This window comes from Streptomyces sp. IMTB 2501 (assembly GCF_001953885.1).
In the GTDB taxonomy this organism is placed as follows: domain Bacteria; phylum Actinomycetota; class Actinomycetes; order Streptomycetales; family Streptomycetaceae; genus Streptomyces.
In genome coordinates this window covers 79,519-103,880 of record NZ_MQUS01000008.1, presented here as the reverse complement: position 1 = coordinate 103,880, position 24,362 = coordinate 79,519, and the positions used below count along the sequence as shown (strand labels likewise).

Sequence of the window (24,362 nt, the reverse complement as noted above, 5' to 3'; positions counted from 1 at the left end):
TCTCCTGTTAGGGCCTCGCAGGAAACCCCACGCCGCGAAACAGGAGGCCCACACCGTGTCGGCAGACGAGATCCGGGGCACGACGCACGGGACCGCCCCCGTCCCCCTCTCCGTACTGGACCTGGTGACCGTCGGCGCGGGCAGTACCGCCGGCGACGCGCTGCGCACCAGCGTGGCGCTGTCCCGGTACGCCGAGGCGCGCGGCTTCCACCGGTACTGGGTCGCCGAGCACCACTCCATGCCGGGTGTCGCCTCCTCCTCGCCCGCGGTGATCCTCGCCCACCTCGCCGCCCACACCGACCGCATCCGGCTCGGCTCGGGCGGCGTCATGCTGCCCAACCACGCCCCGCTGGTGATCGCCGAGCAGTTCGGCACGCTGGAGGCGATGGCGCCGGGCCGGATCGACCTGGGCCTCGGGCGGGCACCGGGCACGGACGGGGCCACGGCCGCGGCCCTGCGCCGTACCGACACGCCGGGCGAGGGCGCCGACGACTTCCCGCAGCAGCTCGCCGAACTCACCCGGTTCCTTGACGACGACTTCCCCGACGGGCATCCGTACCGCCGTATCCACGCGATACCCGGCCCCGTCCAGGCCACCGCCCCCGGCGGTGTCCAGTCCCCGCACCGGCCGCCGGTCTGGCTGCTCGGCTCCTCCGGCTTCAGCGCCCGGCTGGCCGGCATGCTGGGCCTGCCGTTCGCCTTCGCGCACCACTTCTCCGCGCAGAACACCATCCCGGCGCTGGACCTGTACCGGCAGACCTTCCGCCCGTCGGAGGTCCTCGACGAGCCGTACGCCCTGATCGGCGTCTCCACCCTCGCCACCGACGACGAGCGTGAGGCCCGCCGCCAGACCCGGGCGATGGCTCTGAACATGCTCCGGCTGCGCACCGGCCGGCCCGGGCTCTTCCCCGACCCGGACGAGGCCGAGAAGCACGAGTTCAGCCCGGCGGAGGAGGAGTTCATCACCTCCTGGACGTCCAACATCGTGCACGGCACCGCCGACGAGGTCCGCTCCGGCCTCGACGAGTTGCACAAGCGCACGGGCGCCGACGAGCTGATGCTCGTCTCCCACGCCCACCGCGGCGAACTGCGCCTTCGGTCCTACGAGTTGATCGCGGACGCCTACGGATTGCCGACCGCGTAGGTCTGCGCGCCGAGGAGTTCGGCGATACGATCCGGCGGCACCGGGCGGGAGTACAGCCAGCCCTGGCCGGTGTCGCAGCCGATCCGGCGCAGCCGGCTGGCCTGGGCCGAGGTCTCCACGCACTCGGCGGTGACGGTGATGCCGAGCCGGTGGGCGAGCTGGATCATCGCCTCCACGACGACCTCGTCGGCCGGGTTGGGCGCGAGCGCCCGCGCGTCGCCCTCGTACTGGAAGCCGCGTACGAAGGACCCGTCGAGTTTGAGTGTCGAGACCGGCAGCCGGCTGAGGTAGGCGAGGTTGGAGTAGCCGGTGCCGAAGTCGTCGATGGCGATGCGGACGCCCATGTCGCTGAGTGCCTGCAGGGCCTGCAGGGGGCGGCCGGCCGAGCCCATCACCGCGGACTCGGTCAGCTCCAACTGCAGCAGATGCGGGGCGAGTCCGGTCTCCGCGAGGGTCTCCGCCACATCGGCCACCAGGTCGGAGTCCCATACCTGCCGTACGGCCACGTTGACGCTGACGAAGATGGGCGGGTCCTCGGGGTGGTCGAGCTGCCAGCGGCGGGCCTGGCGGCAGGCGGTGTTCAGCGCCCAGCGGCCGAGCTGCACGATCGAGCCGTCCTCCTCGGCCAGTCCGATGAACCGATTCGGCGTCAGTGTGCCGAACTGAGGATGATTCCAGCGGATCAACGCCTCGACGCCGCTGAGCCGTCCGTCCTCCATGCCGACCAACGGCTGGTATTCGAGCGCGAATTCGCCGCGGTCGATGGCGGGGCGCAGAGTGGACGACAGGGCCTGACGGGTCATCCGGTGCGCGTTGCGCTCGGGGTCGAACAGGGTCCAGCGGGCCTTGCCGTCGGCCTTCGCCCAGTACAGCGTCGTATCCGCCGCCTGCATCAGGCCGGTGGCCGTCGTACCCGCCGCATGGCGCTCGACGACCCCGATCGACGCCGTCAGGGACAGCCGCTGGCCGGCCAGGTCGAAGGGGGGCTCCAGGGCGTTGAGCGCCGACTCGGCCAGCTCCGCGAGCTGTTCGGTGCCGGTGGAGTCCTCCACGAGCAGCGCGAACTCGTCGCCGCCGAGCCGGGCCACCAGCGGAGTGACGGCCCGGGCGTAGCCGGCCTCGTCGGCCACCCGGGTCAGGCGCTCGGCGACGGCCGCGAGCAGCCGGTCGCCGACCCGGTGGCCGAGGGTGTCGTTGACGGCCTTGAAACCGTCCAGGTCCAGGTAGCACAGGCCGATCCGGCCGGTGCCGCTCTGCTCGTACGACTCCGCCTCCAGCGCGGCCGTCAGCCGCTCGAAGAACAGCGTGCGATTGGGCAGCCGGGTCACCGGGTCGTGCATCTGCAAGTGCCGTAGCCGCGCCTGGAGTTCGCGGCGGGCGCTGACGTCGGCGACGGACAGCAGCACCGCGGGCTCCCCGTCGCCGAGCGGGCCCACGGTGACCTGCACCCACACCGAGTGCCCCTCGGGGTGTTTCAGCCGGCGGGTGCAGCGCAGCCGGGCCTGCCGGCCGCGCAGGACCTCGCGGTAGGCGTGCCAGCTCCGGGTGTCCGAGGCCAGGTCCACCAGGTCGGCGGCGACCCGCCCGGTGAGTGTGTCCGGATCGGTGCCGAGCAGCTCGCCGAAGGCCGCGTTGGCCGCGGCGACGTGTCCGGTGCGGTCCACTACGGCCATGGCGAGCGGGGCAGTCGCGAAGACACGGTGGTAGGTGGTGTGGTCACTGTCTGTGACGGCTGACCGGTCGAGGTCTGCCGCGGGCGTCGGCCCTTCGGAGGTTCCGCTCACCGCTCGCTCCCGCAGTGCACTCGATCTCTGTCCGTGCCGGAAAGTGTGCCGATCATAGAGGCTGGCCCCGGGCCCTTCCAGCCACTCTCCAGTGTCCCGGACCGGACACGGTTTCTGACAGATCGTTTCTGCCCGCACGTGGGCCCGTTCTTCAGGCCCCCGACCAGTTGTGACGTTCCGTGAGTGTTTCGGGGTGTCGAGCGCCGGAGCGCGCGGGCGCGCCCTACGGCGCACTCACCCTACTGGTGCAGATAAACAGGGCATAGCGCGACACATACCAACAATCTGGATGTGGGTCCCGCGAACCGCATCCGGAGGTCGAGTCCGTGCTCAAGCTGCGCAGCACCGCCGCCGTGTGCACCACGCTGTCGGCGCTCGCCGCCACTTCGATGCTCACCGGACGCTCGGCCGCCCAGCCCTTCTCCACCATCCCCTGCGCCCTGCACCGCACCGACGCCCACCACTCCGAGGGCGTCGACACCTGGAACCCGGACTACACGCGCCCGACCCACCCGCTCGACGCCGTACTGATCTTCCTCTCCTTCCCGGACGGCACCCCGCACGCCACGCCCGCCGAGCTGACGGCAGATCACTTCCCCGCCACCAGCCGCTACTTCGAGCAGGCCTCCTACGGCAGATTCTCCCTCCGTCCGCACCCGCTGCGGCACTGGCTGCGCATGCCCCGGCCGTCCACCGCGTACGGTGTGAAGCGGGACTGGAGCGTGGAGGACCGGGCCGCCTATCTGCGCGACGCGTTCGCCGCCGCCGGCAAGGAGGTCGACTTCTCCCGCTACCAGCTCGTGTACTTCGTCGCCGACCCGGACGCGCCCGGCGTCGACTCCGACGCCACGAAGGTCGTGAACCTCGACACGCCCACGCATGTGGACGGCACGGACATCCGCCGCGTCGTCACCGTGTTCGAGAAACACCCGCCCGACCGGCTGGTCCTCGCCCACGAGACCGGACACGTCTTCGACCTGCCCGACCTCTACCACCGCCCGGACGACGGCAAGGGCGACTGGGACACCTACGTCGGCGACTGGGACCTGATGGGCAGCCAGTTCGGCCTCTCCCCGGACCTGTTCGCGTGGCACAAGTGGCGGCTGGGCTGGCTGGATCCGCGCCAGGTGATGTGTGTGCGCGGCACGGGGCCGACCCGGCTGACCCTGGAGCCGCTGGAGGCCGGCCCGGGGGTCCCGGTGGCTGGTGCGGCGGGCGCTCCGGCCTTCGGCCTCGGGCACGGCGTGAAACTGGCGATCGTCCGCACCGGGCCCGACAGCGCGCTGGCCTTCGAGGCGCGCGGCTCGGCCGGGAACGACAGCACCGGCTGCCGGCAGGGGGTTCTGGTGTACCGGATCAGAAGCGGGGAGGAGTCCGGCGGCGGCCCCGTGGAGGTCGTCGACGCCCACCCGCACACCGAGGCCTGCTGGGAGAACTCGGTCTACCCGCCCCTCGCCGACGCCCCGGTCGCCCTCGGTGAAAGCTTCACCGTGCCCGGGGAGGGCGCCCGGGTGGAGGTGGAGGGGAGAACGGATTCGGGGGCGTGGACGGTGCGGATCACGCCGGGGGTGCATGACGACTGAGCGTTGCCGTATCGCAGCCGTATACGAAAACGGCGGGCCGGATTCTTTCGAACCGGACCCGCNNGAGTCAGCTGCTCTAACCAACTGAGCTAGCGGCGCCTGCTGACGTCGTAGACCTTAGCATCCTGGTCGGCGGGAGGAAAAATCGATATGCGTACGGCCGCACGGGCGGCTCGTACGGCCGCCCAGAGGACGACTTCAGGCCCGGGCAGCCAGGGGTGACGGGTGTCCGGGGCGACCAGCCAGCGTGTCTCACCGGGGGTGTCGCCACCGGCCGGAGCCGGGACGGTCACCGCGTCGCCCGTGCCATGACACAGCAGTGGCGGCACCGCCTCCGTACGGTGCGAGCCCCACTCCTCCCACGCCAGCAGCGAGGGCAGCCGTTGGGCCGTACCCGGTGCGGTGAACAGCAGCACGCGGGCGCGGAACACCGCGACAGGGCCCGAGCCCGGGCCGTCGCCCCAGAGCCGGTCCAGCATTCGGCGGCCGAAGATCGCGGGCGCGCTCACCACGTCGAAGACGGTGCCGCAGGGCAGGACGGCCGGGGTGTCCGGGCGCTTCTGCCAGAGGGCCGGCGTGCTCCGCGGATACGTTCCCGCCGAGGCGAGCCAGTCGGCGCCGTCGGAGGTGACTCGGGTGACGTTCGGTGCGCTGCTCATGTCACTTACATGTACCGGGTGTGAGCGGGCCGTTCTTCTGAGTTGCCGAAAAACGGGACAGGGAGGGTGAGGGAGGAGTATCTTGCCCGCTCGGCATATGCCAGACGGGCTTACTCGCGGGGGTTGCCCCACGGGGCGGGGTGGTGCGGGCGTGGCGTCACACGGGGTCGGCGGACGTGCGCCCCTCGGTGTTCCCCTGCATCAGATCCCGCCCGAACTCGACCATCTTCTTCGCGTAGTCCTCGGTCCACTCCGCCTGCTCGGCGATGTCCGCCGGGGTCAACCGGTCGAATCTGCGCGGGTCGGCGAGTTGGGCCGCCGCGACGGCCTGGAACTCCACGGCCCGGTCGGCGGCCGCGCGGAACGCCTGGGTCAGCTCCGTGGCCCGGGCCAGCAGCGCCCGCGGATCCTCGATCGACTCCAGGTCGAAGAAGTGCTCGGGATCGGCGGCCGCCTCCGCGGGCTCGAAGATCAGGGGCGCGGGGCGTAGCCGCGGTTCGTTACGACGCGGCGTGGGCTCCGCCATGTCTTGTCCTCCTCGTACGGTTCGCTGGGCACCGCCTTCAGGTGGGCCACCGTCCATTGTCCCGCGCCCCCGCAAGGGGCCGCCCGGGGCGACGCACCATCGCCCGCGCACCCGGTGTTCGGCGAAGTGGTGGTGATGGGGTCGGGGCGCGTCGGCCGGGTGTCGGGGTGCTGGTCGTGGGCGCCAGGTCACCTGGTGTTCCGGTCATGGTCGCCAGCTCACGTGGTGTTCGGCCAGGTGTGCCAGGACCGCGTGGTTCGCCTCCCAGCCGTCCGGGCTGTTCCTCATGGCCGCCTCCGGCGGCGTGCCGGACTCCGTCCGGCGAAGTGGCGGCGATGAGCTCGGCGCTCGTCGGCCAGGGGCCGGGGCGGCGGTCACGGCCGCCAGACCACCCGGTGTCCGGACCAGTGATCCCATGTGGACATCATTGCCTCCCAGCCGTCCGGGAACTTCACCAGCGTGCCCAGCTGGACCGGTTCCGTGGACGGGTAGTCGTCCAGGAGGTCGCCGACGCCCGCGCGGCAGACGACGATGCAGGCGTGGCGGTGGCGGGAGGCCAGGACGCACAGGCGGCCGGTCTCCAGGTGGAACGCGGTGGCGTCGGGGCGGCCGGAGAGCGGGTGCAGGACGACCGTGATGTCGTACTCCCGGCCCTGGAGGCGGTTCGCGGTGTCGACCGTGACATCCGCCACGCCCAGTTCGGCGAGCGCCGTGCGGACCGCCGCCGCCTGGTCGCGGTGGGCCGTGCCGACGGCGATGCGGCCGGCGGTGAGGGGGGTGGGGACGGGCGAGCGCTCCGAGGCCGCCGCGCCTTCCCGGTCCAGCAGGCGGCGTACGACCGTCGCCACTGCGCGGACCGCCTCGGGGTCCGTGCGCGGGGTGTGCCGGGCGGGCAGTTCCAGCAGACCCCAGCCGGATTCCGCGGCCTCGTCGATCACCCGGTCGGGGCCGGAGCCGTCCGACGGAACGGCGAAGGAGAGACGGCGGTCGCCGTGGCCGGTGCCGCTGCGGAACGGGGTGTACGGGTAGAACGCGTCGGAGACCAGCGGCGCCGCCGAGGCGGGCAGCCGCCAGGAGACCGGGAGGCGGTGCTGCGGCAGGCCGGGGTTGTGGGCCAGCAGGGTGGTCACCGCGGAGGCCGAGGGGTCGTACGACAGGCCCGCCCACTGCTCGCTGCCGACGATCGCGAACGGGTCCAGCTGACCGGGGTCGCCCACGAACAGTGCCCGCTCGAACAGCCCGGCCACGGCCAGCAGCGAGTCGGAACGCATCTGGTACGCCTCGTCCACGATCGCGTGCCGCCAGGGCTCGTCGGTCTTCACATGCGCCCACTTCGCCGCCGTGGACAGCACGACCGGCAGGCCGTTCAGATCGGCGGCCTTCGCGGACGTACGGACCTGCGGCAGGTCGTCCAGCGCCTTGTCGTAGGCGTCGGTGTCGCTGCTGTGCAGGCGGCCCACCGGCAGGTCCGGGTTCTTCTCGGCGAGCCGCAGGACGAGGTCGTCCACCTGGGCGTTCGTCTGTGCCGCGACCATCAACGGGCGGCCCGCTTCCGCCAGTTCGAGGGCCGCGCGGACCACGAGCGTCGACTTGCCGGCGCCCGGCGGGGAGTCGACGACCACACCGCGCTCGGTGCCGTGCAGCGTGTCGTGGAGGATCGCGTCGGTGGCGCGGGCGGCAGCGGCTCCGGGATCGAAGTCGACCGTCGTCACAGCACATCCTCCTCGGTCACGGTGTCGGGGACCTCCGGCACGGCCTCACCCGGCGGGCCGCCGTGCGTCCACGGTGTGTCCTCCGGGTCGGGGAGCTTCGCGCCGCCGCGCTGCTCGTGCTCGAAGAGGGTGAAGCACACCCGGTCGCCCTTCTCCGGCACCGAACCGGGCTCCGGCTCCTTGCCCCGGCCCATCTTGTCCAGCACGCGCAGGACCAGCAGACCCTTGGCCTCCTGCCCGACCAGCTCGGCCGACTGCGGCTTGCCGCCCAGCGAGCGGTACACCTTCGCGCGCTCCGCGAGATGCGGCCGGTCGTCCGTGCGGACCGTCACCAGCGGGCGCGGGCTCGGCCGCTTGCCCTCGCTGTACGCGAGCACGACATCGGTGACCTCACCCGCGAACGCCTCCCCGGCCAGCCGCCGGCCCGCCATCACCAGCGGGTCGTCCAGGGCTTCCTGTGCCTCCAGCCGCGCCTGCTCGCGCTCGCGCGTGGCCAGCTTGTTCGCCGCCGTCACCGCGTCGTCCCGGCGCGGCTGCGGGGGCTCGCCGGCCAGCACCCGGTCGCGGTGGCCGGTGAAGGACCAGCGGTCGCGGGTCCAGCGCTCCTCGGTATGCGCCCCCCGCGGCAGCGCCCGCAGCAGATCCAGGCCCCGCCACACCGCGTCCCAGGTGGGCCGGGTGCGGCTCGCCACCAGGTCGCGGATCTCCCGCTCGGCCGCCGTGAGCGCGGCCAGCCGGTCGTCGGCGGCCAGGGCGTCCTCGGCGGCGGCGAGGGCGCCGCGCGCACGGTCGTAGCGCTCGATGGCCGGGGCCAGCAGCTTGTTGTCGAACGCCGGGTCGGTGGCGGGGCCGGCCGGCGGGCACAGCAACTGGCCGGCGGCGTCCCGGGCCAGCTCGGCCCGGCGCGCGGCCTCGGCACCGGAGAGGCCCTCCGGGGGGTCGATCCAGGCGAGCAGTGCGCCCAGGTGCTGGTCCTCCAGCCCCGACTGGCCGGTCGCCCAGTGCCGGGACAGCACATCGGTCAGCGCGAGCAGCAGAGAGGAGCCGGGGACCCGGGACCGCTCGCCGTAGTGGGTCAGCCAGCGGCCGAGCAGCGGCACCCGGGGCGGCGCCGGATAAGGCGCCTCCGGGTCCTGCTCGGCCGTACGGCGAAACCGCATCGAGCGGCCGAGGAGCCTGACGAAGTCCAGGCCCGCGCGGCTCGGCACGATCAGCTGGGGCGCGTCCGCGCACAGCTCCACCTCGACCTTGACCCGCTTGCCGGTCTCCGGGTCGGTCTCGGTGCGCTCGGCCGCCTCCACGGACTCGGCGTAGGAGTCGATGTACGGCAGGACCACGTCCGCCAGGTCGGCGAGGAACGTGAAGCGCAGATCGCGGTCGCGCGGCTGCGGTACGACCAGCAGGCGCGGGGTGTCCCGGTCGGTGCCGACCAGCGCGCCGAGCGGGGCGCCGGCCTCACCGGCGGTGGTGAGCGGCACGAACACCAGCGGGCGCTCGGACAGATGCCGGTGCCGGACGGTCGCGGCGGGCTGGGCCCGGCCGCTGCTGACGGCCTCCAGCCGGGCGAGGGTGGCGATCAGGGACACAGGGCCGCCACCTCCGCCTCCGCACGCGCGCGTGCCTCGGCCGTCCGGAGGGCCTCCGCGCGCAGGGCCGCCGCCCGGCGCAGGGCCGCGACCGCCGGGTCGTCCGGGTCGCCCAGCTCGCCGCGGGCCGCCGCGAGGACGTCCTCGGCCGTGGTCAGACCGCCCAGTTCGGCCCGCAGGGGCCGGCCGAGGCGGGTGACGGCGCCCGCCTCGCGGGAGCGTTCCCGGCAGTGGAAGGCCAGTTCGCAGGCGGACAGGCACTCGGGCGCGTACGTCGCCGGGACCGCCGCCACGGCCGCCGTCAGCTCCTCGGCGCTCTGGTCGGGGGCGAAGCACATGCCCTCCGGCAGGGCCTCGGCGATCTCCTCGACCCGGGTGAGCCGGGCCAGCTGGCGGGCGGTGACCGCGCGCTGTTTGCGGATGTCGACGGCGGAGCCCGCGGCCAGGTTGGAGAAGTCCTTCGGGCAGACCAGCAGCACCTGGTGACGCACGCGCGGGGAGGGAGCTCTTTCCTCGGTGAGCCGGGCAGCGACCTCCTCCAGGGCGAGCACGTACACCGCCGCCTGCCGGGCCGCCGCGCCGACCTTGGCCGGGTCCGCCGAACCGTCCAGCACCGGGAAGGACTTGATCTCCACCACCGACCAGCTGCCGTCCGGGTGCACCACCACCGCGTCCGGCTCCAGGAACGCGAGCGAGCCGGCCACGTCGAGCGCCAGCATCGGATGGTCGAGGAGCGTCCAGCCGCCCGCGCGCGTCGCCTCGCGCAGCGCCAGCGCCGTACGGGCCGTACGCCCCTCGGGGCCGTGCGCGGTCAGGTCGGGCACGGCGGCCCCGGCCGGCGGCTCGGCGCCCGGGTCGAGGTGGGCGTGTGGGAGGCGCAGCAGCTCCGCGCCGCCGTCGGCCTTCACCCGCGCCTCGAACGCGTTGCCCCGGGTCAGCGCGAACTGCGACTGCCCGAAACCGGACGGCGCGCCCAGTGCGCTCGCCAGCCGCGCCTTGTCCACCCCGGCGCCGTCCAGGATCGCCCGCCGCGAGCACCCCGGGTTCGCGGCCAGCGCCGCGAGGGCACGCGCGTCCAGGGCCTTGGCCGGTACGTCGGGACCGCGCAGCTCAGCGAGCCGGCGCCGCAGCCCCTTCTCCCGCGTCGCGGGGGGAGGCGTCCGGCTCGGCCCCGGCGTCGAGCTGCGACTCGCGCTGCCGTGGAATTCGCTCACCCGCGGAAGTCTGGCATCCGCCACTGACAATCGGGGAGGCGGTGCCGCCCGCGACGGCTGTGCTGCGCGGGAACAGACGGGACCGGAGCAGGTCCAGAACCCGCGTCACGCGCGGTGCCAGCAGGAAGCCGGCGCCCATCACGGCGACACCCGCGACCGCGTCGAGCAAGTAGTGGTTGGCGGTGCCCATGACCACCAGCGCGGTGCCCAGCGGATAGACCACACCGAGGACCTTCGCGAGGCGGGTGCCGCCGTGCCGCCACAGCATCACCCCACACCACAGCGCCCAGCCGACGTGCAGGCTCGGCATCGCCGCGTACTGGTTGGTCATCCCGCCCATGCCGCGCGGCGCGCTCGCGTCACCGCCCCACCAGCCGTACGAGCTGTAGTGCGCCATGGTGTCCACGAAGCCGTGCCCGGCGGCGAGCAGCCGGGGCGGGCAGGTCGGCACCAGCGTGAAGCCGATCAGGCCGATGAACGTGGAGGTCATCAGCCAGGTGCGGGCCCGCCGGTAGTACTCGGCGCGGGCCCGGAACAGCCATATCAGGATGGCGGGTGTGACCATGTAGTGCAGCGAGGCGTACCAGAAGTCCGCCGGCACCCCGAGCCAGGGCTCACGCGTGAACAGCCGGTTGAGCGGGTGCTCGGCGTTGAGGTGCAGGGTCTGCTCGAAGCGCAGGATCGCCAGACCGTGGTCGACGGCGCTGTGCACGTCACCGCGCGCGAGGAGACGGCCGGCCGAGTAACAGCCGTAGACCAGGAGGATCAGGGGCAGCTCGGTCCACCAGCGCAGCCGGGCCCGCGGGACCCCCTCGGTGCCCGGTGTCTCGGTCTGCGGCATCCGATCGCCCGCCCCCTTCGGCTGTGCTGTTGCGGTGCGCCCGGGTGGGCGACCGTGCCACCTTACGGCGTACGTATCTCGCCCATGAGGGCCCTCCGGCCCACAAAGACGCCGAGATCGCCCGCCGGGTTGCCCCGAACGGGTGTGAGCGATGATGGAGAAGTCCTCTCTTTTTGTTCCTGTGACGTCTGTGTGGCGTCCCGCTCCCGGAAAGGTCCCCCATGGCACCGCGCATCCTGCTGGCCCGGCACGGACAGACGGAATGGTCGCTGTCCGGCAAGCACACCGGCAGGACCGATGTGCCGCTGCTGGAGGAGGGCCGGCGGGGAGCCAAGCTGCTCGGCGAGCGACTGCACCGCGCTCCGCTGGACGGGCTGCCGGGGGTGGAGGTGCGCACCAGTCCGCTGGCACGCGCGCGTGAGACGTGCGAACTGGCCGGGTTCGGCGACCGTGCCACCACCTGGGACACGCTCATGGAGTGGGACTACGGCGCCTACGAAGGCATGACACCGGACGAGATCCAGGCCGTGCGGCCGGGGTGGCTGATCTGGCGGGACGGGGTGCCGGAGGGCGAGAGCATCGCCGACGTCTCCGCGCGTGCGGACGAGGTGGTTGCGTGGGCACGGTCCGCGGACCGGGACGTGCTGGTCTTCGCCCACGGCCACATTCTTCGCTCCATAGGCGCCCGCTGGCTGGGCCTGCCGCTGGAGTTCGCCGCGCGGATACGCCTCAACCCGACCTCGCTGTCGGTCCTCGGCTGGGCCTACGGGGAGCCCGCGATCGAGAGCTGGAACGACATGGGGCACCTGGCCGCCTGACGGGCGGCGAGGGTGGGTCGCTCAAGCACACCGGTCCCCACCCCCGGACCGCTACGCCCGCCCGGTCCTCGGTACGGACGCATGCCGCTCCAGGAACTCCGACACCCCCGACGCCCGCCGGTGCGGCAGCAGCACCCGCGCTGTCCCCGCCAGCATCCCCTGGATGCGGGAGGACTGGACCTGGTCCAGCAGGGACAGCACCTGCAGGCCGGCGGCAGCCGCCTCGTCGGGGCGGCCCTCACGGGCGAGGTCGTCGGCCAGTTCCGCCGTGTACAGGGCGATGTTCCGGGTGAAGTGCGGATCCTGCAGATGCGCCGCCCGGCGCGCGTGCCGGGACGCGCGCCGCCAGTCGCCCAGCGTGGACCAGCACTGCGCCTCAAGCCCCTCAAGTTCGGCCTCTCCGTAGAAGCTCATCCACTCGGGGTCGGCGTCCGTGCGGCCCCGCCCGAAGAGGGCATGCGCCCGGGCCAGCGCCTGCTCGCAGCCCGTGCGGTCGGCGAGCCCCGCCCAGCCGCCGGCCTCGCGCAGCGCGAGCAGCGACATCAGCCGGTCGGATCCCACCGGGCGGGCGGCGCGCTGGGCGGCCTGCGCCGCGCGGACCGCTTCCCGGGGGCGGCCCGCGTCCCGTGCCAGGAACGCGGTGTTGCAGAAGGCGTGCGCCTCCAGCGCCGGATCCCCGGTCATGCGGGCCGTGGCCAGGGCCTCCGCGTAGTGCGAGCGGGCGTCGTCGAAGCGGCCGGAGTCATGCGCCAGCCAGCCCACGGAGATGGCGAGTTCACCGGCGCCGGAGTGCAGCCGGTCCGCGGTGGTCTGCCGGGTCGCGCCGGCGTCCAGCAGCGCGTACGCCGCGCGCAGCGGAGCCGCCGCGCGCCGGTAGAGGCCGTCCGCGCCGTGCCGGTCGTCGAGCAGCCGGATCCGGCGGACGGCCTCCTCCAGGGCGGCCGCCTCGGGGCTTCCGGGGCGGCGCGCGGACCGTACCGCCGCCGCGGCGTCCGTGGTGAGCCCCAGCGGGCTCAGCGTGGCGGCGGCCATCGTGGCGCCTCCGCCGGTCATGAATGCGCGACGCAGCACGTCGCTCTCCTCGTGGTTCAGGTGGTCTTTCGCGTACGGCTCGTGCGGGTCCTGCACATCCGGTGTGTCATACGGTTCGAACGCCCCTGGCGTCTCACCCGCCCCTTGACGCCCAACGATGATGAGCGTCTCGGGCGCGTCCGCCGCCGTACGCGCCGCGCGGCCGCGCACTGATGAGCGGGGCGCGAACCCGAGGTCGGTGAGCGTGCGACCGGGGAACATGTGCAGGAACACCCGTTCGTAGGCGTAGTTCGGGCAGCGGATCTCGCCCGCCTCGACCCTTCCGACGTAACGGGCGTCACAGCTCACCCGCTCACCGATCTCGCGCGCGGCGCGCCGTACGAGCGCCGCGAACTCGGCCGGTGAACGCCTGCCGCGCAGTTGCCGGAAGGCGAGGTTGGGCCGGGGTGGCCGTTCGGACTGTGACGAGGTCACGGTTGACGACGCCATGGCCGGGTCCTCTCGTGCGAACCGTCGAACCATGCCGGATCCGGGACGGATTCGGGACGAGTTGTCCGAGTGACGCCCTGGTTCCGGCGGGCATGAACGTACCTGCTGTGAAGGACCCGCCACGCTGCGTTTGGCTACAAACCGGATATCTCATCCATGATCTGCCATGAAGTGCCATCCTTTGCGGCGCACTTGTGCCGTAGCCGTTGACGCGCTCGCGCGTTGGATCCCATGGACCGCAACAGGGCTGTGTGGTGGAGGCCGGCATGGAGACCAGCCAGAGCAACGAACCTTGTACGTCGCCGTCGTCACCTCCGCCGCCGTCGTCCGAGGAGGACCCGGCGGCCTGTGACCTCGTGACGGTGCCGGCCAGGCAGGGCCTTGAGGCGGTCGACATCCTGCGGCGCGGTGCCGGCGACGCGGTGGGGCCCGTGCTGCACGACGGCGGCTGCGCCACCCTCGGATTCCTGGTCCCGGCCGGCACGGCGGCCTGCTGGGACGTGCCCGGCAGCACCTGCACGGAGACGGACGGACGCGGACTCGCACTGAACCCCGAGCCACCGGTGGAGGGCTCCGACTGGCTGCTGCCGCCCGGCGACGCCGACCTCGCCACCGACCCCGTGGTGCTGCGCCGGGCCCTCGGGGAGGCGGCCCGGCTGATCGAGGCGGCCGACAACCGCAAGTGAACCGGTGCGGCGCGATCCCGGGCGGCCTGCGAAAATGATGTGATGGGCAGGTCCAGGAACATCCGGAGCAGGCGGCGCGGATCAGCCGCTGCCGAAGCCGTCGTGGAGGCGGTCGACGGCGGGCTCGCACAGCTCGTGCCCGACCCCGACCGGGGCCGCGCGTGGACGCTGCTGATCGACGGCGCGCCCCAGTCGCACGTCGACCTGGACGACCCCGCCCACCTGTCCTTCGAGTACCAGCGCCGCCTCGGCCATGTCATCGACCTCGTGGCCCCGCCCGGCAGGCCCGTGCACGTCGTGCACCTCGGCGGCGGGGCGTTCACCCTCGCCCGGTACGCCGCCCACACCCGCCCCCGCTCCACCCAGCAGGTCGTCGAACGGGACACGAGCCTGGTCCAACTGGTCCGCCGGGAGCTGCCGCTGGACCCGAACGCCCGGATCCGGGTGCGCTCCGCGGACGCCCGCGAGGGTCTCGCCAAGGTGCCGGACGGCTGGGCGGACCTGATCATCGCCGATGTCTTCAGCGGCGCCCGCACCCCGGCCCACCTCACCTCCACCGAGTTCCTGGACGAGGTCCGCCGGGCCCTGAAACCGTCCGGGGTCTACGCCGCCAACCTCGCCGACGGCCCGCCGCTCGCCCATCTGCGCGGCCAGATCGCCACCGCGGCGGCCCGGTTCGCCGAACTCGCGCTGATCGCCGACCCGGCCGTACTGCGCGGCAAGCGTTTCGGCAACGCGATCCTCGTGGCCTGCGACGCCCCGCTCCCGCTCGCCGAACTCACCCGCCGCGCCGCCTCCGACCCGCACCCGGCCCGGGTCGAACACGGCAAGCCGCTCACGGACTTCACCGGCGGCGCCGCGCCCGTGACGGATGCGGCGGCCGTGGCCTCACCGGCCCCGCCGCCCTCGGTGTTCCGCTGAGCGGCGACGGTTCGGCAGGCGGCGGTCAGTAGTTCCCGACCTCCACATGCGGCGGCCCGTCGTGCCAGGTGCAGATCACCGACACCCGGCTGGTGCCCCGGCTGAACTCCACCCGGATCCAGGTGTCGGTCTTCCACAGCTGCATCGACCAGCCGGCCCCCGGTGTCGCCGAGACGAGCGTGGCGCTGGACCCGCCCAGCTCGAACACCGCCCGGCCGCCGTCGGTGTCGTAGGACTTGACCTGGCCGGACGACGCGGGAGCGGAGGCGGTCGGTGACTGGCTCGGCGTCCGGGTGGTGTGGGACGGGGCCGGTGCCGCCGGGCCGGCCGACGGCCGCTTCGACGGGTTCGGCCGCTGTGTCGGCGAGCCCAGGGCCTGCGTGCCCTGCGTGGTCGCGTCGGCGGCCGCGATCGGCAGGGCGCGCGGCGGGTCGTACGCCGTCCCGGCCATCACCGTGTGCACACCCCACCACGACAGCGTGACCGCCGCTCCCGTCGCGAGCAGCCACGCCAGTACGTGTACGAGTCCTCTGCGCATCGCGGGCCATACTGCCTCAGAGACACCGCCGTCCGCACACCCCCTGAGTTATCCACAGGCACCCGCCGGCGTGGGCCGCATGGCGTACGGTGCGGCGCATGGCAAGTGTGCTCGTGGTCGAGGACGACCAGTTCGTACGCTCGGCGCTCATCCGGCATCTGACCGACGCCGCACACACCGTGCGCAGCGTCGGTACGGCACTGGAGGCGCTGCGCGAGGTCGCCCATTTCCGTTTCGACGTGGTCATCCTGGACCTCGGACTGCCGGACCTGGACGGCTCCGAGGCGCTGAAGATGCTCCGCGGCATCACCGACGTGCCCGTCATCATCGCCACCGCCCGGGACGACGAGACGGAGATCGTCCGGCTGCTCAACGCCGGCGCGGACGACTACCTGACCAAGCCGTTCTCCGTCGACCACCTCTCCGCGCGGATCGCGGCCGTGCTGCGCCGGTCCCGCTCCGTGAGCGCGGAGGCCGCGCCCTCGTCCGTGCTCCGGGTCGGCGGTCTGACCGTCGACCCGCTGCGCCGCCAGGCCGAGCTGGACGGGGCCCGCCTCGATCTGACCCGCCGCGAGTTCGACCTGCTCGCCTTCCTGGCCGGCCGGCCAGGGGTGGTCGTCCCGCGCAAGGAACTCCTCGCCGAGGTCTGGCAGCAGTCCTACGGCGACGACCAGACCATCGATGTCCATCTGTCCTGGTTGCGCCGGAAATTGGGGGAGACAGCCGCAAGGCCCCGCTATCTGCACACGCTCCGGGGGGTCGGTGTGAAGCTGGAGCCACCCATGGACGGGGAGCCGGTGCGATGAGGTGGGCTCTGGTCAAGGTCTGCCTGGCGGTCACCACGATGGTCGTGGTCGCCTTCGCCGTGCCACTCGGCCTGGTCGTCAAGGAGATGGCCCGCGACCGCGCGTTCTCGAACGCCGAGCGGGAGGCCGCCGCGGTGGCGCCCGCGCTGTCCATCACCACCGACCGGGACAAGCTGGAGCGGGTCGTGGCCTCCGCCGGCGCCGACTCCGGGATGGCCGTGCATCTGCCCGCCGGTGCCGGTCGGTCCGCGCTCGACCTCGGCCGGCAGCGTGCCACCGGCCGTGACATCCAGGCCGTGCGGAAACTGGGCCGGGCCTCCACGGCCACCGTGGCCGGCGGATCGACCCTGCTCCAGCCCGTCGCGCTCGGCTCCGGCGACATCGCGGTCGTCGAGGTCTACGTCCCCGAGTCCGAGGTGACCAACGGCGTCGGCACCGCCTGGGCGGTCCTCGCGGCCGTCGGCCTCGGGCTGATCCTCGGCTCGGTCGCGGTCGCCGACCGGCTCGGGGTGCGCATGGTGCGGCCCGCCCAGCGGCTGGTCCGGGGCGCGCACGAACTGGGCGAGGGCAGGCTGGGCGCCCGGGTGCCGGAGGACGGCCCGACCGAACTGCGGCTCGCGGCCGTGGCGTTCAACTCCATGGCCGACCAGGTCGTCCAACTCCTCGCGAACGAGAGAGAGCTGGCCGCGGACCTCTCCCACCGTTTGCGCACCCCGCTGACCGTGCTCCGGCTGAACACGGCCTCCCTCGGCGCCGGTCCGGCCGCCGACCAGACCCGGGCCGCCGTCGCCCAGCTGGAGCGCGAGGTCGACACCATCATCCGCACCGCCCGGGAGGCCAAGCCGCAGACCGTCGCGGCCGGGCCCGGCGCCGGGTGCGACGCGGCGGAAGTGGTCCGTGAGCGCATGGAGTTCTGGTCCGCGCTCGCCGAGGACGAGGGCCGCAAGTGGCGGGTGGCCGGCGTCGAGCGGCCGGTGCGGATACCCGTGGCCCGCGCCGATCTCGCCGCGTCGCTGGACGCCCTGCTCGGCAATGTCTTCCGGCACACCGCCGAGGGCACCGCCTTCGCGGTCGACGTGCACAACGGCGAGGACGCGGTGATCGTGCTGGTCTCGGACGCGGGCCCCGGCATACCCGATCCGGACGCGGCGATGGCCCGTGGCCGCGGCTCCGGGAGCGCCGGTTCGACCGGTCTCGGCCTGGACATCGTGCGTCGGCTCGCCGAGTCCACCGGCGGCGACGTCCGTATCGGCTCCTCGGTGCTCGGCGGCACGGAGGTGCGGATCTGGTTCCAGCTGGACGGGCGCAAGCCGGTCGGGCGCGGGCACCGGGGGTCGGTGCGAAGACGCCGATCGGGCAAAACGGTCGCGACTGGTCTCGACCATTAATCGTCTCCGATCCCTTCCTTAAGCGAACCCTAAGGTCTGCAAGGGCCGTCCCGATCAGGTGATTTGCCCGATTCCGGATCGCTAGCGTGCTGCCGCACCCCACCCCCGTGAACAGCGAAGGCAGGCACGCGCATGAGCACGCACCGGCGCAGGATCAGTGGCAGGAACAAGGCGATAGGCGGTCTCGTGGCCGCGGCCGTCGTCGGGGGCGGCGCGGTCCTGCTCACCGGCACCGCGAACGCCGCCGGCGTGAACGCCGCGTACACCAGGACCAGCGACTGGTCGACCGGCTACACCGGCCAGTACGTCGTCACCAACAACAGCGGCCAGCAGGAGAAGACCTGGACCCTGGAGTTCGATCTCCCGGCGGGCGCCAGGCTCAGCTCCCTGTGGAACGGCGAGTCGACCGTCAGCGGTTCGCACGTCACCGTGAAGCCCGCGAAGTGGGACACCGCCGGCCTCGCCCCCGGCAAGTCGGTGACCGTCGGCTTCGTGGTCGACGGCAGCGGCGCCCCGACGGGCTGTCGTATCGACAACTCCCAGTGCTCCGCGGACGGCGGCGCCACCCCCGAGCCGAGCGGCCGGCCCACCGGGACCCAGTCGCCGGCCCCGACCGCCGCACCGAGCAAGAGCACCACCCCCACCCCGAGCATGAGCGCCACCCCGACCCCGACCTCCTCCCAGAGCACCGGCAGCGGCACCAAGTCCGCCGCGGGCTTCGCCCCGTACGTCGACACCTCCCTCTACCCGGCCTTCGACCTGGTGGGCGCGGCCGACGCGACCGGTGTGAAGAACTACAACCTCGCCTTCATCACCGACGGCGGCGGCTGCACCCCCAAGTGGGGTGGCGTGACCGACCTGACCAGCGATGCGGTTGCCCAGCAGATCGGCTCGCTGCGCGCCAAGGGCGGCGATGTCCGGGTCTCCTTCGGTGGCGCCTCCGGCTCCGAACTGGCCACCACCTGCTCCTCCGCCGACGCGCTGGCGGCGGCGTACGGCAAGGCGGTCGACGCGTTCAAGCTCACCAAGGTCGACTTCGACGTCGAGGGCGGGGCGCTGCCGAACACGGCGGCGAACACCCTGCGGGCGAAGGCGATAGCGAAGCTCCAGGCGCTCCACCCGGACCTGGACGTCTCCTTCACCCTCCCGGTGATGCCCGAGGGCCTCACCCAGGACGGCGTGAACCTGCTGTCCGACGCCAAGTCCAACGGCGCGAAGATCTCCACCGTCAACATCATGGCGATGGACTACGGCTCCTCGTACAGCGGCGACATGGGCGACTACGCCCAGCAGGCCGCGACGGCCACCCAGGCCCAGGTCAAGAGCGTCCTCGGACTGTCCGACCCCGCCGCCTGGAAGGCGGTCGCGGTCACCCCGATGATCGGCGTCAACGACGTCTCCTCCGAGGTCTTCAAGGTGGCCGACGCCACCCAGCTGGCGAACTTCGCCAAGTCCAAGGGCCTCGGCGGCCTGTCGATGTGGTCCGCGGCCCGCGACAAGCAGTGCGACGGCGGCGCGAAGAACTCCGCCGACCCGACCTGCAGCTCGATCGTCCAGGACAAGTACGCCTTCTCGAAGGCCTTCGCCGCCTTCAACTGACGCCACCCCCCACCGGGGGCGCGGCACCACGGTCGGGTGCCGCGCCCCCGGTGGCGCCCTCGCCTCACTCCGTCGGCAACACCCCCGACCGGGCCGCCTCCCCATACCACCTGGCGCTCGACTTGGGCGTCCGCTCCAACGTCCCGTAGTCCACGTACACCGCCCCGAACCGCTTCCCGTAGCCGTACGACCACTCGAAGTTGTCCATCAGGGACCACAGGTAGTAGCCGCGCACATCGGCGCCGTCGGTGAGGGCCCGGTGGACCGCGGACAGATGGCCGCGCAGGTACGCGATGCGCTCGGGATCGTGGACGCGGCCGTCGGGGTCGGGCTTGTCGTCGTAGGCCGCGCCGTTCTCCGTCACGTACAGCGGCAGGCCCGGCGCCTCCCTCGTGTACCGCATGACCAGGTCGTACAGGCCCGTCGGATCGATCGTCCAGCCCATCTCCGTGCGCTCGCCCGGCGTCTGGTGGAACCGTACGTCGTCGGCGCCCGGCCAGGGGGAGTGGTCGCTGGCGCCGTGGCCGTCCGTCCGCGGGCCCGGCTGCGTCTCCCCGGACGCCGCCGAGACCAGGGCAGGGGTGTAGTAGTTCAGGCCCAGCGCGTCCAGTGGGACGTTGATCGTGCGGGTGTCGCCGTCGAGGACGAACGACCAGTCGGTGACCGGGGCCGTCGCAGAGAGCAGCGACGACGGGTACGCCCCGTGCAACAGCGGCCCGTGGAAGATCCCGTTGGCCAGGTCGTCGATCCGGCGGGCCGCCGCGGCATCGGCCGGGTCCTGTGAAAGAGGCCGTATCACCGAGGAGTTGAGGCTGATCGCGATCTCGTTGCGGGCCGGCATCACCGAACGCAGTGCCGAAGCCGCCAGGCCGTGGGCGAGGTTGAGGTGATGGGCCGCGCGCAGGGCGTCCTCCGGGTCGGTGCGGCCGGGGGCGTGCACACCGGAGCCGTAGCCCAGGAAGGCGCTGCACCAGGGCTCGTTGAGGGTGATCCACTGCTCCACCCGGTCGCCCAGCGCCTCGCCGACCAGCTGCGCGTACTCGGCGAACCGGAACGCGGTGTCCCGCTGCGGCCAGCCGCCCGCGTCCTCCAGCTCCTGCGGCAGGTCCCAGTGGTAGAGGGTGAGCGCGGGTTTGATGCCGTGGGCGAGGAGTTCGTCCACCAGGCGGCGGTAGAAGTCCAGGCCCATCTGGATCGCCGGGCCCCGGCCGGTGGGCTGCACCCGGGGCCAGGAGACCGAGAAACGGTACGCGTTCACGCCCAGCCCGGCCATCAGTGCCACGTCGTCGCGGTAGCGGTGGTAGTGGTCGACGGCGATGTCACCGGTCTCACCGCCGGCCGTCCTGCCCGGCATATGGCTGAAGGTGTCCCAGATCGACGGGGTGCGGCCGTCCTCCCGCACCGCGCCCTCGATCTGGTAGGCGGAGGTCGCGGTGCCCCAGAGGAAGCTGGGGGGAAAGGTCACGGGGGAGGGGGAAACGGAGTCAGGCATGGAAGCGCTCCCATAGAGGTCGTAGGAGACCCGATAAAGAGGTGAGGTGGGGAGAGGGGAGGGGCCGGGGTGGCGGTGCCCGGCCCCCTTTCAGCCCGGGGGTCGTCAGCCCTTGATCGCCCCCTGCATGATCCCGCCCACGATCTGCTTGCCGAACAGCAGGAAGGCGATGAGCAGCGGCAGCGTGCCGAGCAGCGCGCCCGCCATGATCACCGCCTGGTCCGGCACATAGCCGGTGCCGAGCGAGTTCAGGGCCACCTGCACGGTCGGGTTCTGCTGGTTCAGGGCGATGATCGGCCACAGGAAGTCGTTCCAGGCGAACACGAACGTCAGCAGGCCGAGCACCGCCATGGCCGGACGCGCGGCCGGAAAGACCACGTGCCAGACGATCCGCAGGCTGCTCGCCCCGTCCACCCGGGCCGCCTCGATCAGTTCGGTCGGCAGCGCCTGCACCAGGTACTGCCGCATGAAGAACGTACCGAAGGCGGTGACGAGGCTCGGCAGGATCACCGTCTGCAGCTGATTCGACCAGCCGAGGTCCGACATCCACAAGTACAGCGGTACGACGGCCAGTTGCGGCGGGATCATCATCGTGCCGACGGTGAGCAGCAACAGCAGGCCGGAGAAGCGGAACCGCAGCTTGGCGAAGGCGAAGCCGGCCAGCGTGGCGAACAGCACCGTGCTCACCGTGATCGTGCCCGCCACGATCACGGAGTTGAGCATCGCGGCGCCCAGCCCCGCCTGGTCCCAGGCGCTCTGCAGGTTCTTGAAGAGGTTGCCGCCGAACCACAGCGGCGGTGGGGTCTGGGCCAGGCGCCGGTCGGTACGGGAGGCGGCGATCGCCGTCCACACCAGCGGGGCGAGGGAGACTAGGGCGAAGACGGTCAGGACGGCGTAGGTCACCGGCCCCGCGTGCAGCTGCTTGCCCGCGCCCATCACCCGGCGCGGCTTCACCTTCGGGGCCTTCGCCGCGGTCAGAGTCAGTTCACCGGTCGTCATTGGGACTTCCTCAGCCGTCGGGTGAGCAGCAGATTGACCGCGGCGACGACCAGCAGGATCAGGAACATCGACCAGGCGATCGCGGACGCCTTGCCGAGGTTGCCGATGATCCAGCCCTGGTCGTACATGTACAGACCGAGTGTCTGGTACTGGTGCTCGGAACCGCCCTTGGACCCGCTGACCCCGCCGAACAGCAGCGGCTCACCGAAGAGCTGCGTCGCGCCGATCGTGGAGACGACGACCGTGAACAGGATCGTCGGCCGCAGCTGCGGAACCGTCACATGCCGGAACTGCTGCCAGCGGTTCGCACCGTCGATCGCCGCCGACTCGTAGAGGTCGGTCGGGATCGCCTGCATCGCCGCCAGATAGATCAGCGCGTTGTAGCCGGTCCACCGCCAGATCACGATCGACGACACCGCGAACCGCGAACCCCAGTCGGACTCCCGCCAGTTGACCGGATCCGCCCCGAAGAAGTGCAGGATCCAGTTGACCATGCCGCCGTCCCACGAATACAGCAGCGTGAACACCAGGGTCGCCGCGGCCACCGAGGTGGCGTACGGGGTCAGCATCACCACGCGCCACACGGTCGAGCCACGCAGCCTGTAGTTCAGCAGGTGCGCGAGACCGAGCGCGGCCAGCAGCTGCGGCACGGTCGAGATGACGCCGATGGTCAGAGTGTTCCGCAGCGCGTTCCAGAAGAAGTCCGAGGACCACAGGTTCTTGTAGTTGTCCAGGCCCGCCCAGCTCTGGTGGTCCAGCGCGGACAACTGCACATGATGCAGCGAGTACCACGCCGTGTAGAGCAGCGGGACCAGTGTGAACACCGCGAACAGGACGAAGAACGGGGACACGAAGGCGTACGGCGACGCCTTCATGTCCCAGCGGTACAGCCGGCTGCGCCAGGAGTCCGCGCCCGCCGGCTCACCGCGACCGTGAGCGTCCCGGGCCGCGCCCGGCGAGCTGCCGGGCGCGGCGTCGGCGCTCGGCGCGGAGTGCGCGAGAGCCTGCTCGGGACTGGTCACTGGCCGAGCACGTCCTTGATCTCCTTGGTCGCCGCGTCCCACCCCTGGGCCGGCGACTTGCCCTTCTGCTCGACCTGGAGGATCCCGATGTCGCTGATCGCGTTGTCGATCGGCTTGTCCTTGGGGCCGAGCGGCTGCGGGGGAATGGTCTTCGCCGAGTCGGAGAAGATCTGGGTGAGCGGCGCGTTCGAGAAGTACGCCGTGGTGTCGGCCTGCGGCTTCAGGCTCGGGTACACCGACGGGGTCGACGGGAAGCTGGCCTGTTTGGCGAACACCTTCGCCTGCTGCTCGGGCGCGGTCAGCCACTTCGCCAGCGCGACGGCCTCCTTCTGGTGCTTGGTCGCGGTCGGCACGCCGAGGAAGGAGCCGCCCCAGTTGGACGCGGCCGGCGCCGCCGCCACGTCCCACTTGCCCTTGCCGGCGTCACCCGATTTCTGCTCGATGTAGCCGACCATCCAGGCCGGGCAGGCGAGGCTGGCGAAGCTGCCGTTGGCGAAGCCCTGGTCCCAGGTCGGGTCGAACTGCTTCAACTTCGCCGACATGTCGCTGGTCGCGACGGTCATGGCGGCGTCCCATGCCTTCTTCACGCCCTCGGACCTGTCCCAGACGACGTTGCCGTCCTTGTCGTAGTACCGCTCGCTCGCGCCGCCCACCGCCGCGTTGTAGACGGAGGAGGCCGAGTCCACGAACTTGGTGCCCTTGGGCGCCTTCTGCATGTACTGCTTGCCGACGTCGACGTACTTGGACCAGTCGCCCTTCCACAGCTCGGCGAGCTTGGTCCGGTCGGTCGGCAGCCCGGCCTTCTGGAACAGATCCTTCCGGTAGCAGACGGCCATCGGCCCGATGTCGGTCCCGAGCCCGATGAGCTTGCCGTCCTTGGTGGTGGCCTGGGCGTTCTTCCAGTCCAGCCACTGGGACTTGTCGACCTCCTTGCCGAGGTCCACGAACTTGTCGGCCTGGGTCTGCACGGCCTCGGTGATGTTGCCGATCTCGATGGCCTCGATGTCGTCCGTGCCGGAGCCGGCCTGGAGGCGGGTGAGCACCTTCGGCCAGTACACATCGGTACGGGTCGTGACGTTCTCCTGGATGGTGATGTCCGGATGCAGCTTCATGTACTCGTCGTAGAGGCCGGCCTGTTTGTAGCCGAAGACGCCGAAGGTGCCGACGGTCAGCGTGATCTTGCCCTTGCCGCTGCCGTGTCCGCCGCCGGAGCCGTCCGACGAGCCGTCGTTCGAGTCCTTGGCGCAGCCGGCCAGCAGCCCCGTGGCCAGGGCGGCCACGGCCGCGAGGGCCATCAGCCGCTGGGACCGGCGGATGCTCGTGCGCATTGCGTCCTCCTGTTGCCTGACGTGCCGACCCCCCGGCCAACTGCATGGAAATCGGGCCCGTTCGTCTTCGCTGCGGCTCGGGCGGGGAACGTGCGGGATGTGTAGGTGTCAGGTAGTGTGGGAGCGCTCCCATGAGTGATGTGTTGAAGGGTCGCCGGTGCGGGGCGGGGTGTCAAGGGAGCGGACGACGGCAAC

The 24,362-nt window shown here is 72.1% G+C and carries 21 protein-coding genes; 8 read left to right on the top strand and 13 right to left on the bottom strand.

The window, feature by feature from the left end:
- Positions 1-55: 55 nt before the first annotated feature.
- Complete coding sequence (locus tag AV521_RS16005; protein WP_076088828.1) at positions 56-1,144, top strand: LLM class flavin-dependent oxidoreductase; 1,089 nt, start codon at positions 56-58, stop codon at positions 1,142-1,144.
- Here the strand turns inward: AV521_RS16005 and AV521_RS16000 are convergent.
- Positions 1,123-2,928 (bottom strand): bifunctional diguanylate cyclase/phosphodiesterase, encoded by a 1,806-nt coding sequence (locus tag AV521_RS16000; protein ID WP_076088826.1) that lies wholly within the window; start codon positions 2,926-2,928, stop codon positions 1,123-1,125. The genes AV521_RS16005 and AV521_RS16000 overlap by 22 nt on opposite strands.
- A 326-nt stretch (positions 2,929-3,254) precedes the next feature.
- Between AV521_RS16000 and AV521_RS15995 the strand changes: the two genes are divergently transcribed.
- Complete coding sequence (locus AV521_RS15995; RefSeq protein WP_076088824.1) at positions 3,255-4,511, top strand: M6 family metalloprotease domain-containing protein; 1,257 nt, start codon at positions 3,255-3,257, stop codon at positions 4,509-4,511.
- A gap of 89 nt (positions 4,512-4,600) precedes the next feature.
- Here AV521_RS15995 and AV521_RS15990 read toward each other — a convergent pair whose 3' ends face one another.
- From AV521_RS15990 to AV521_RS15965, 6 genes are all read right to left on the bottom strand, one after another.
- Positions 4,601-5,170, bottom strand: a complete 570-nt coding sequence (locus tag AV521_RS15990) for a hypothetical protein (protein ID WP_076088822.1) — start codon at positions 5,168-5,170, stop codon at positions 4,601-4,603.
- A 157-nt stretch (positions 5,171-5,327) separates the two neighbouring features.
- Positions 5,328-5,696 carry a hypothetical protein gene (locus AV521_RS15985; RefSeq protein WP_076088820.1) on the bottom strand — a complete coding sequence of 123 codons (369 nt, stop codon included), beginning with the start codon at positions 5,694-5,696 and terminating at the stop codon, positions 5,328-5,330.
- 374 nt (positions 5,697-6,070) lie between these two features.
- A complete protein-coding gene (locus AV521_RS15980; RefSeq protein ID WP_076088818.1) occupies positions 6,071-7,408 on the bottom strand; it encodes an AAA domain-containing protein in 1,338 nt (445 codons plus the stop codon).
- Complete coding sequence (locus AV521_RS15975; protein WP_076088816.1) at positions 7,405-8,994, bottom strand: hypothetical protein; 1,590 nt, start codon at positions 8,992-8,994, stop codon at positions 7,405-7,407. The genes AV521_RS15980 and AV521_RS15975 overlap by 4 nt, the downstream gene beginning before the upstream one ends.
- A complete protein-coding gene (locus AV521_RS15970) occupies positions 8,985-10,208 on the bottom strand; it encodes a hypothetical protein (protein WP_371917042.1) in 1,224 nt (407 codons plus the stop codon). Before AV521_RS15970 ends, AV521_RS15975 begins: the two co-directional genes overlap by 10 nt.
- A complete protein-coding gene (locus AV521_RS15965) occupies positions 10,105-11,049 on the bottom strand; it encodes a phosphatase PAP2 family protein (RefSeq protein ID WP_076088814.1) in 945 nt (314 codons plus the stop codon). The genes AV521_RS15970 and AV521_RS15965 overlap by 104 nt, the downstream gene beginning before the upstream one ends.
- Before the next feature lie 221 nt (positions 11,050-11,270).
- Between AV521_RS15965 and AV521_RS15960 the strand changes: the two genes are divergently transcribed.
- On the top strand, positions 11,271-11,867 hold the full coding sequence (locus AV521_RS15960) for a histidine phosphatase family protein (protein WP_076088812.1): 597 nt from the start codon (positions 11,271-11,273) through the stop codon (positions 11,865-11,867).
- Between the two features lie 51 nt (positions 11,868-11,918).
- On the opposite strand, the gene AV521_RS15955 is transcribed toward AV521_RS15960, so the two are convergent.
- Positions 11,919-13,388 (bottom strand): hypothetical protein, encoded by a 1,470-nt coding sequence (locus AV521_RS15955; protein WP_179023132.1) that lies wholly within the window; start codon positions 13,386-13,388, stop codon positions 11,919-11,921.
- 266 nt (positions 13,389-13,654) lie between these two features.
- Here AV521_RS15955 and AV521_RS15950 point away from each other — a divergent pair, with 266 nt between their 5' ends.
- A complete protein-coding gene (locus AV521_RS15950) occupies positions 13,655-14,074 on the top strand; it encodes a hypothetical protein (protein WP_179023130.1) in 420 nt (139 codons plus the stop codon).
- 42 nt (positions 14,075-14,116) lie between these two features.
- Positions 14,117-14,995 carry a spermidine synthase gene (locus tag AV521_RS15945; protein ID WP_076088808.1) on the top strand — a complete coding sequence of 293 codons (879 nt, stop codon included), beginning with the start codon at positions 14,117-14,119 and terminating at the stop codon, positions 14,993-14,995.
- A 25-nt stretch (positions 14,996-15,020) separates the two neighbouring features.
- Here AV521_RS15945 and AV521_RS15940 read toward each other — a convergent pair whose 3' ends face one another.
- Positions 15,021-15,533 (bottom strand): hypothetical protein, encoded by a 513-nt coding sequence (locus AV521_RS15940; RefSeq protein ID WP_076088806.1) that lies wholly within the window; start codon positions 15,531-15,533, stop codon positions 15,021-15,023.
- 98 nt (positions 15,534-15,631) lie between these two features.
- Between AV521_RS15940 and AV521_RS15935 the strand changes: the two genes are divergently transcribed.
- From AV521_RS15935 to AV521_RS15925, 3 genes are all read left to right on the top strand, one after another.
- Entirely contained in the window at positions 15,632-16,339 is a 708-nt protein-coding gene (locus tag AV521_RS15935) for a response regulator transcription factor (RefSeq protein WP_076088804.1), read from the top strand.
- A complete protein-coding gene (locus AV521_RS15930) occupies positions 16,336-17,727 on the top strand; it encodes a HAMP domain-containing sensor histidine kinase (protein ID WP_076088802.1) in 1,392 nt (463 codons plus the stop codon). Before AV521_RS15935 ends, AV521_RS15930 begins: the two co-directional genes overlap by 4 nt.
- Positions 17,728-17,859: 132 nt before the next feature.
- Positions 17,860-19,326, top strand: coding sequence for a cellulose binding domain-containing protein (locus tag AV521_RS15925; protein WP_076088800.1), 1,467 nt, complete (start codon positions 17,860-17,862; stop codon positions 19,324-19,326).
- 64 nt (positions 19,327-19,390) lie between these two features.
- Here the strand turns inward: AV521_RS15925 and AV521_RS15920 are convergent, their stop codons facing one another.
- The 4 genes from AV521_RS15920 to AV521_RS15905 all read right to left on the bottom strand — a co-directional run bounded on the left by AV521_RS15920 (position 19,391) and on the right by AV521_RS15905 (position 24,167).
- Positions 19,391-20,818, bottom strand: coding sequence for a GH1 family beta-glucosidase (locus AV521_RS15920; protein WP_076088798.1), 1,428 nt, complete (start codon positions 20,816-20,818; stop codon positions 19,391-19,393).
- Positions 20,819-20,923: 105 nt separating this feature from the next.
- Positions 20,924-21,817, bottom strand: a complete 894-nt coding sequence (locus AV521_RS15915; RefSeq protein ID WP_256725566.1) for a carbohydrate ABC transporter permease — start codon at positions 21,815-21,817, stop codon at positions 20,924-20,926.
- The gene (locus AV521_RS15910; protein ID WP_076088796.1) at positions 21,814-22,839 is read right to left on the bottom strand and encodes a carbohydrate ABC transporter permease; all 1,026 of its coding nucleotides are present in this window, start codon (positions 22,837-22,839) and stop codon (positions 21,814-21,816) included. The genes AV521_RS15915 and AV521_RS15910 overlap by 4 nt, the downstream gene beginning before the upstream one ends.
- Positions 22,836-24,167 (bottom strand): ABC transporter substrate-binding protein, encoded by a 1,332-nt coding sequence (locus AV521_RS15905; RefSeq protein ID WP_076088795.1) that lies wholly within the window; start codon positions 24,165-24,167, stop codon positions 22,836-22,838. The genes AV521_RS15910 and AV521_RS15905 overlap by 4 nt, the downstream gene beginning before the upstream one ends.
- Positions 24,168-24,362: the final 195 nt, after the last annotated feature.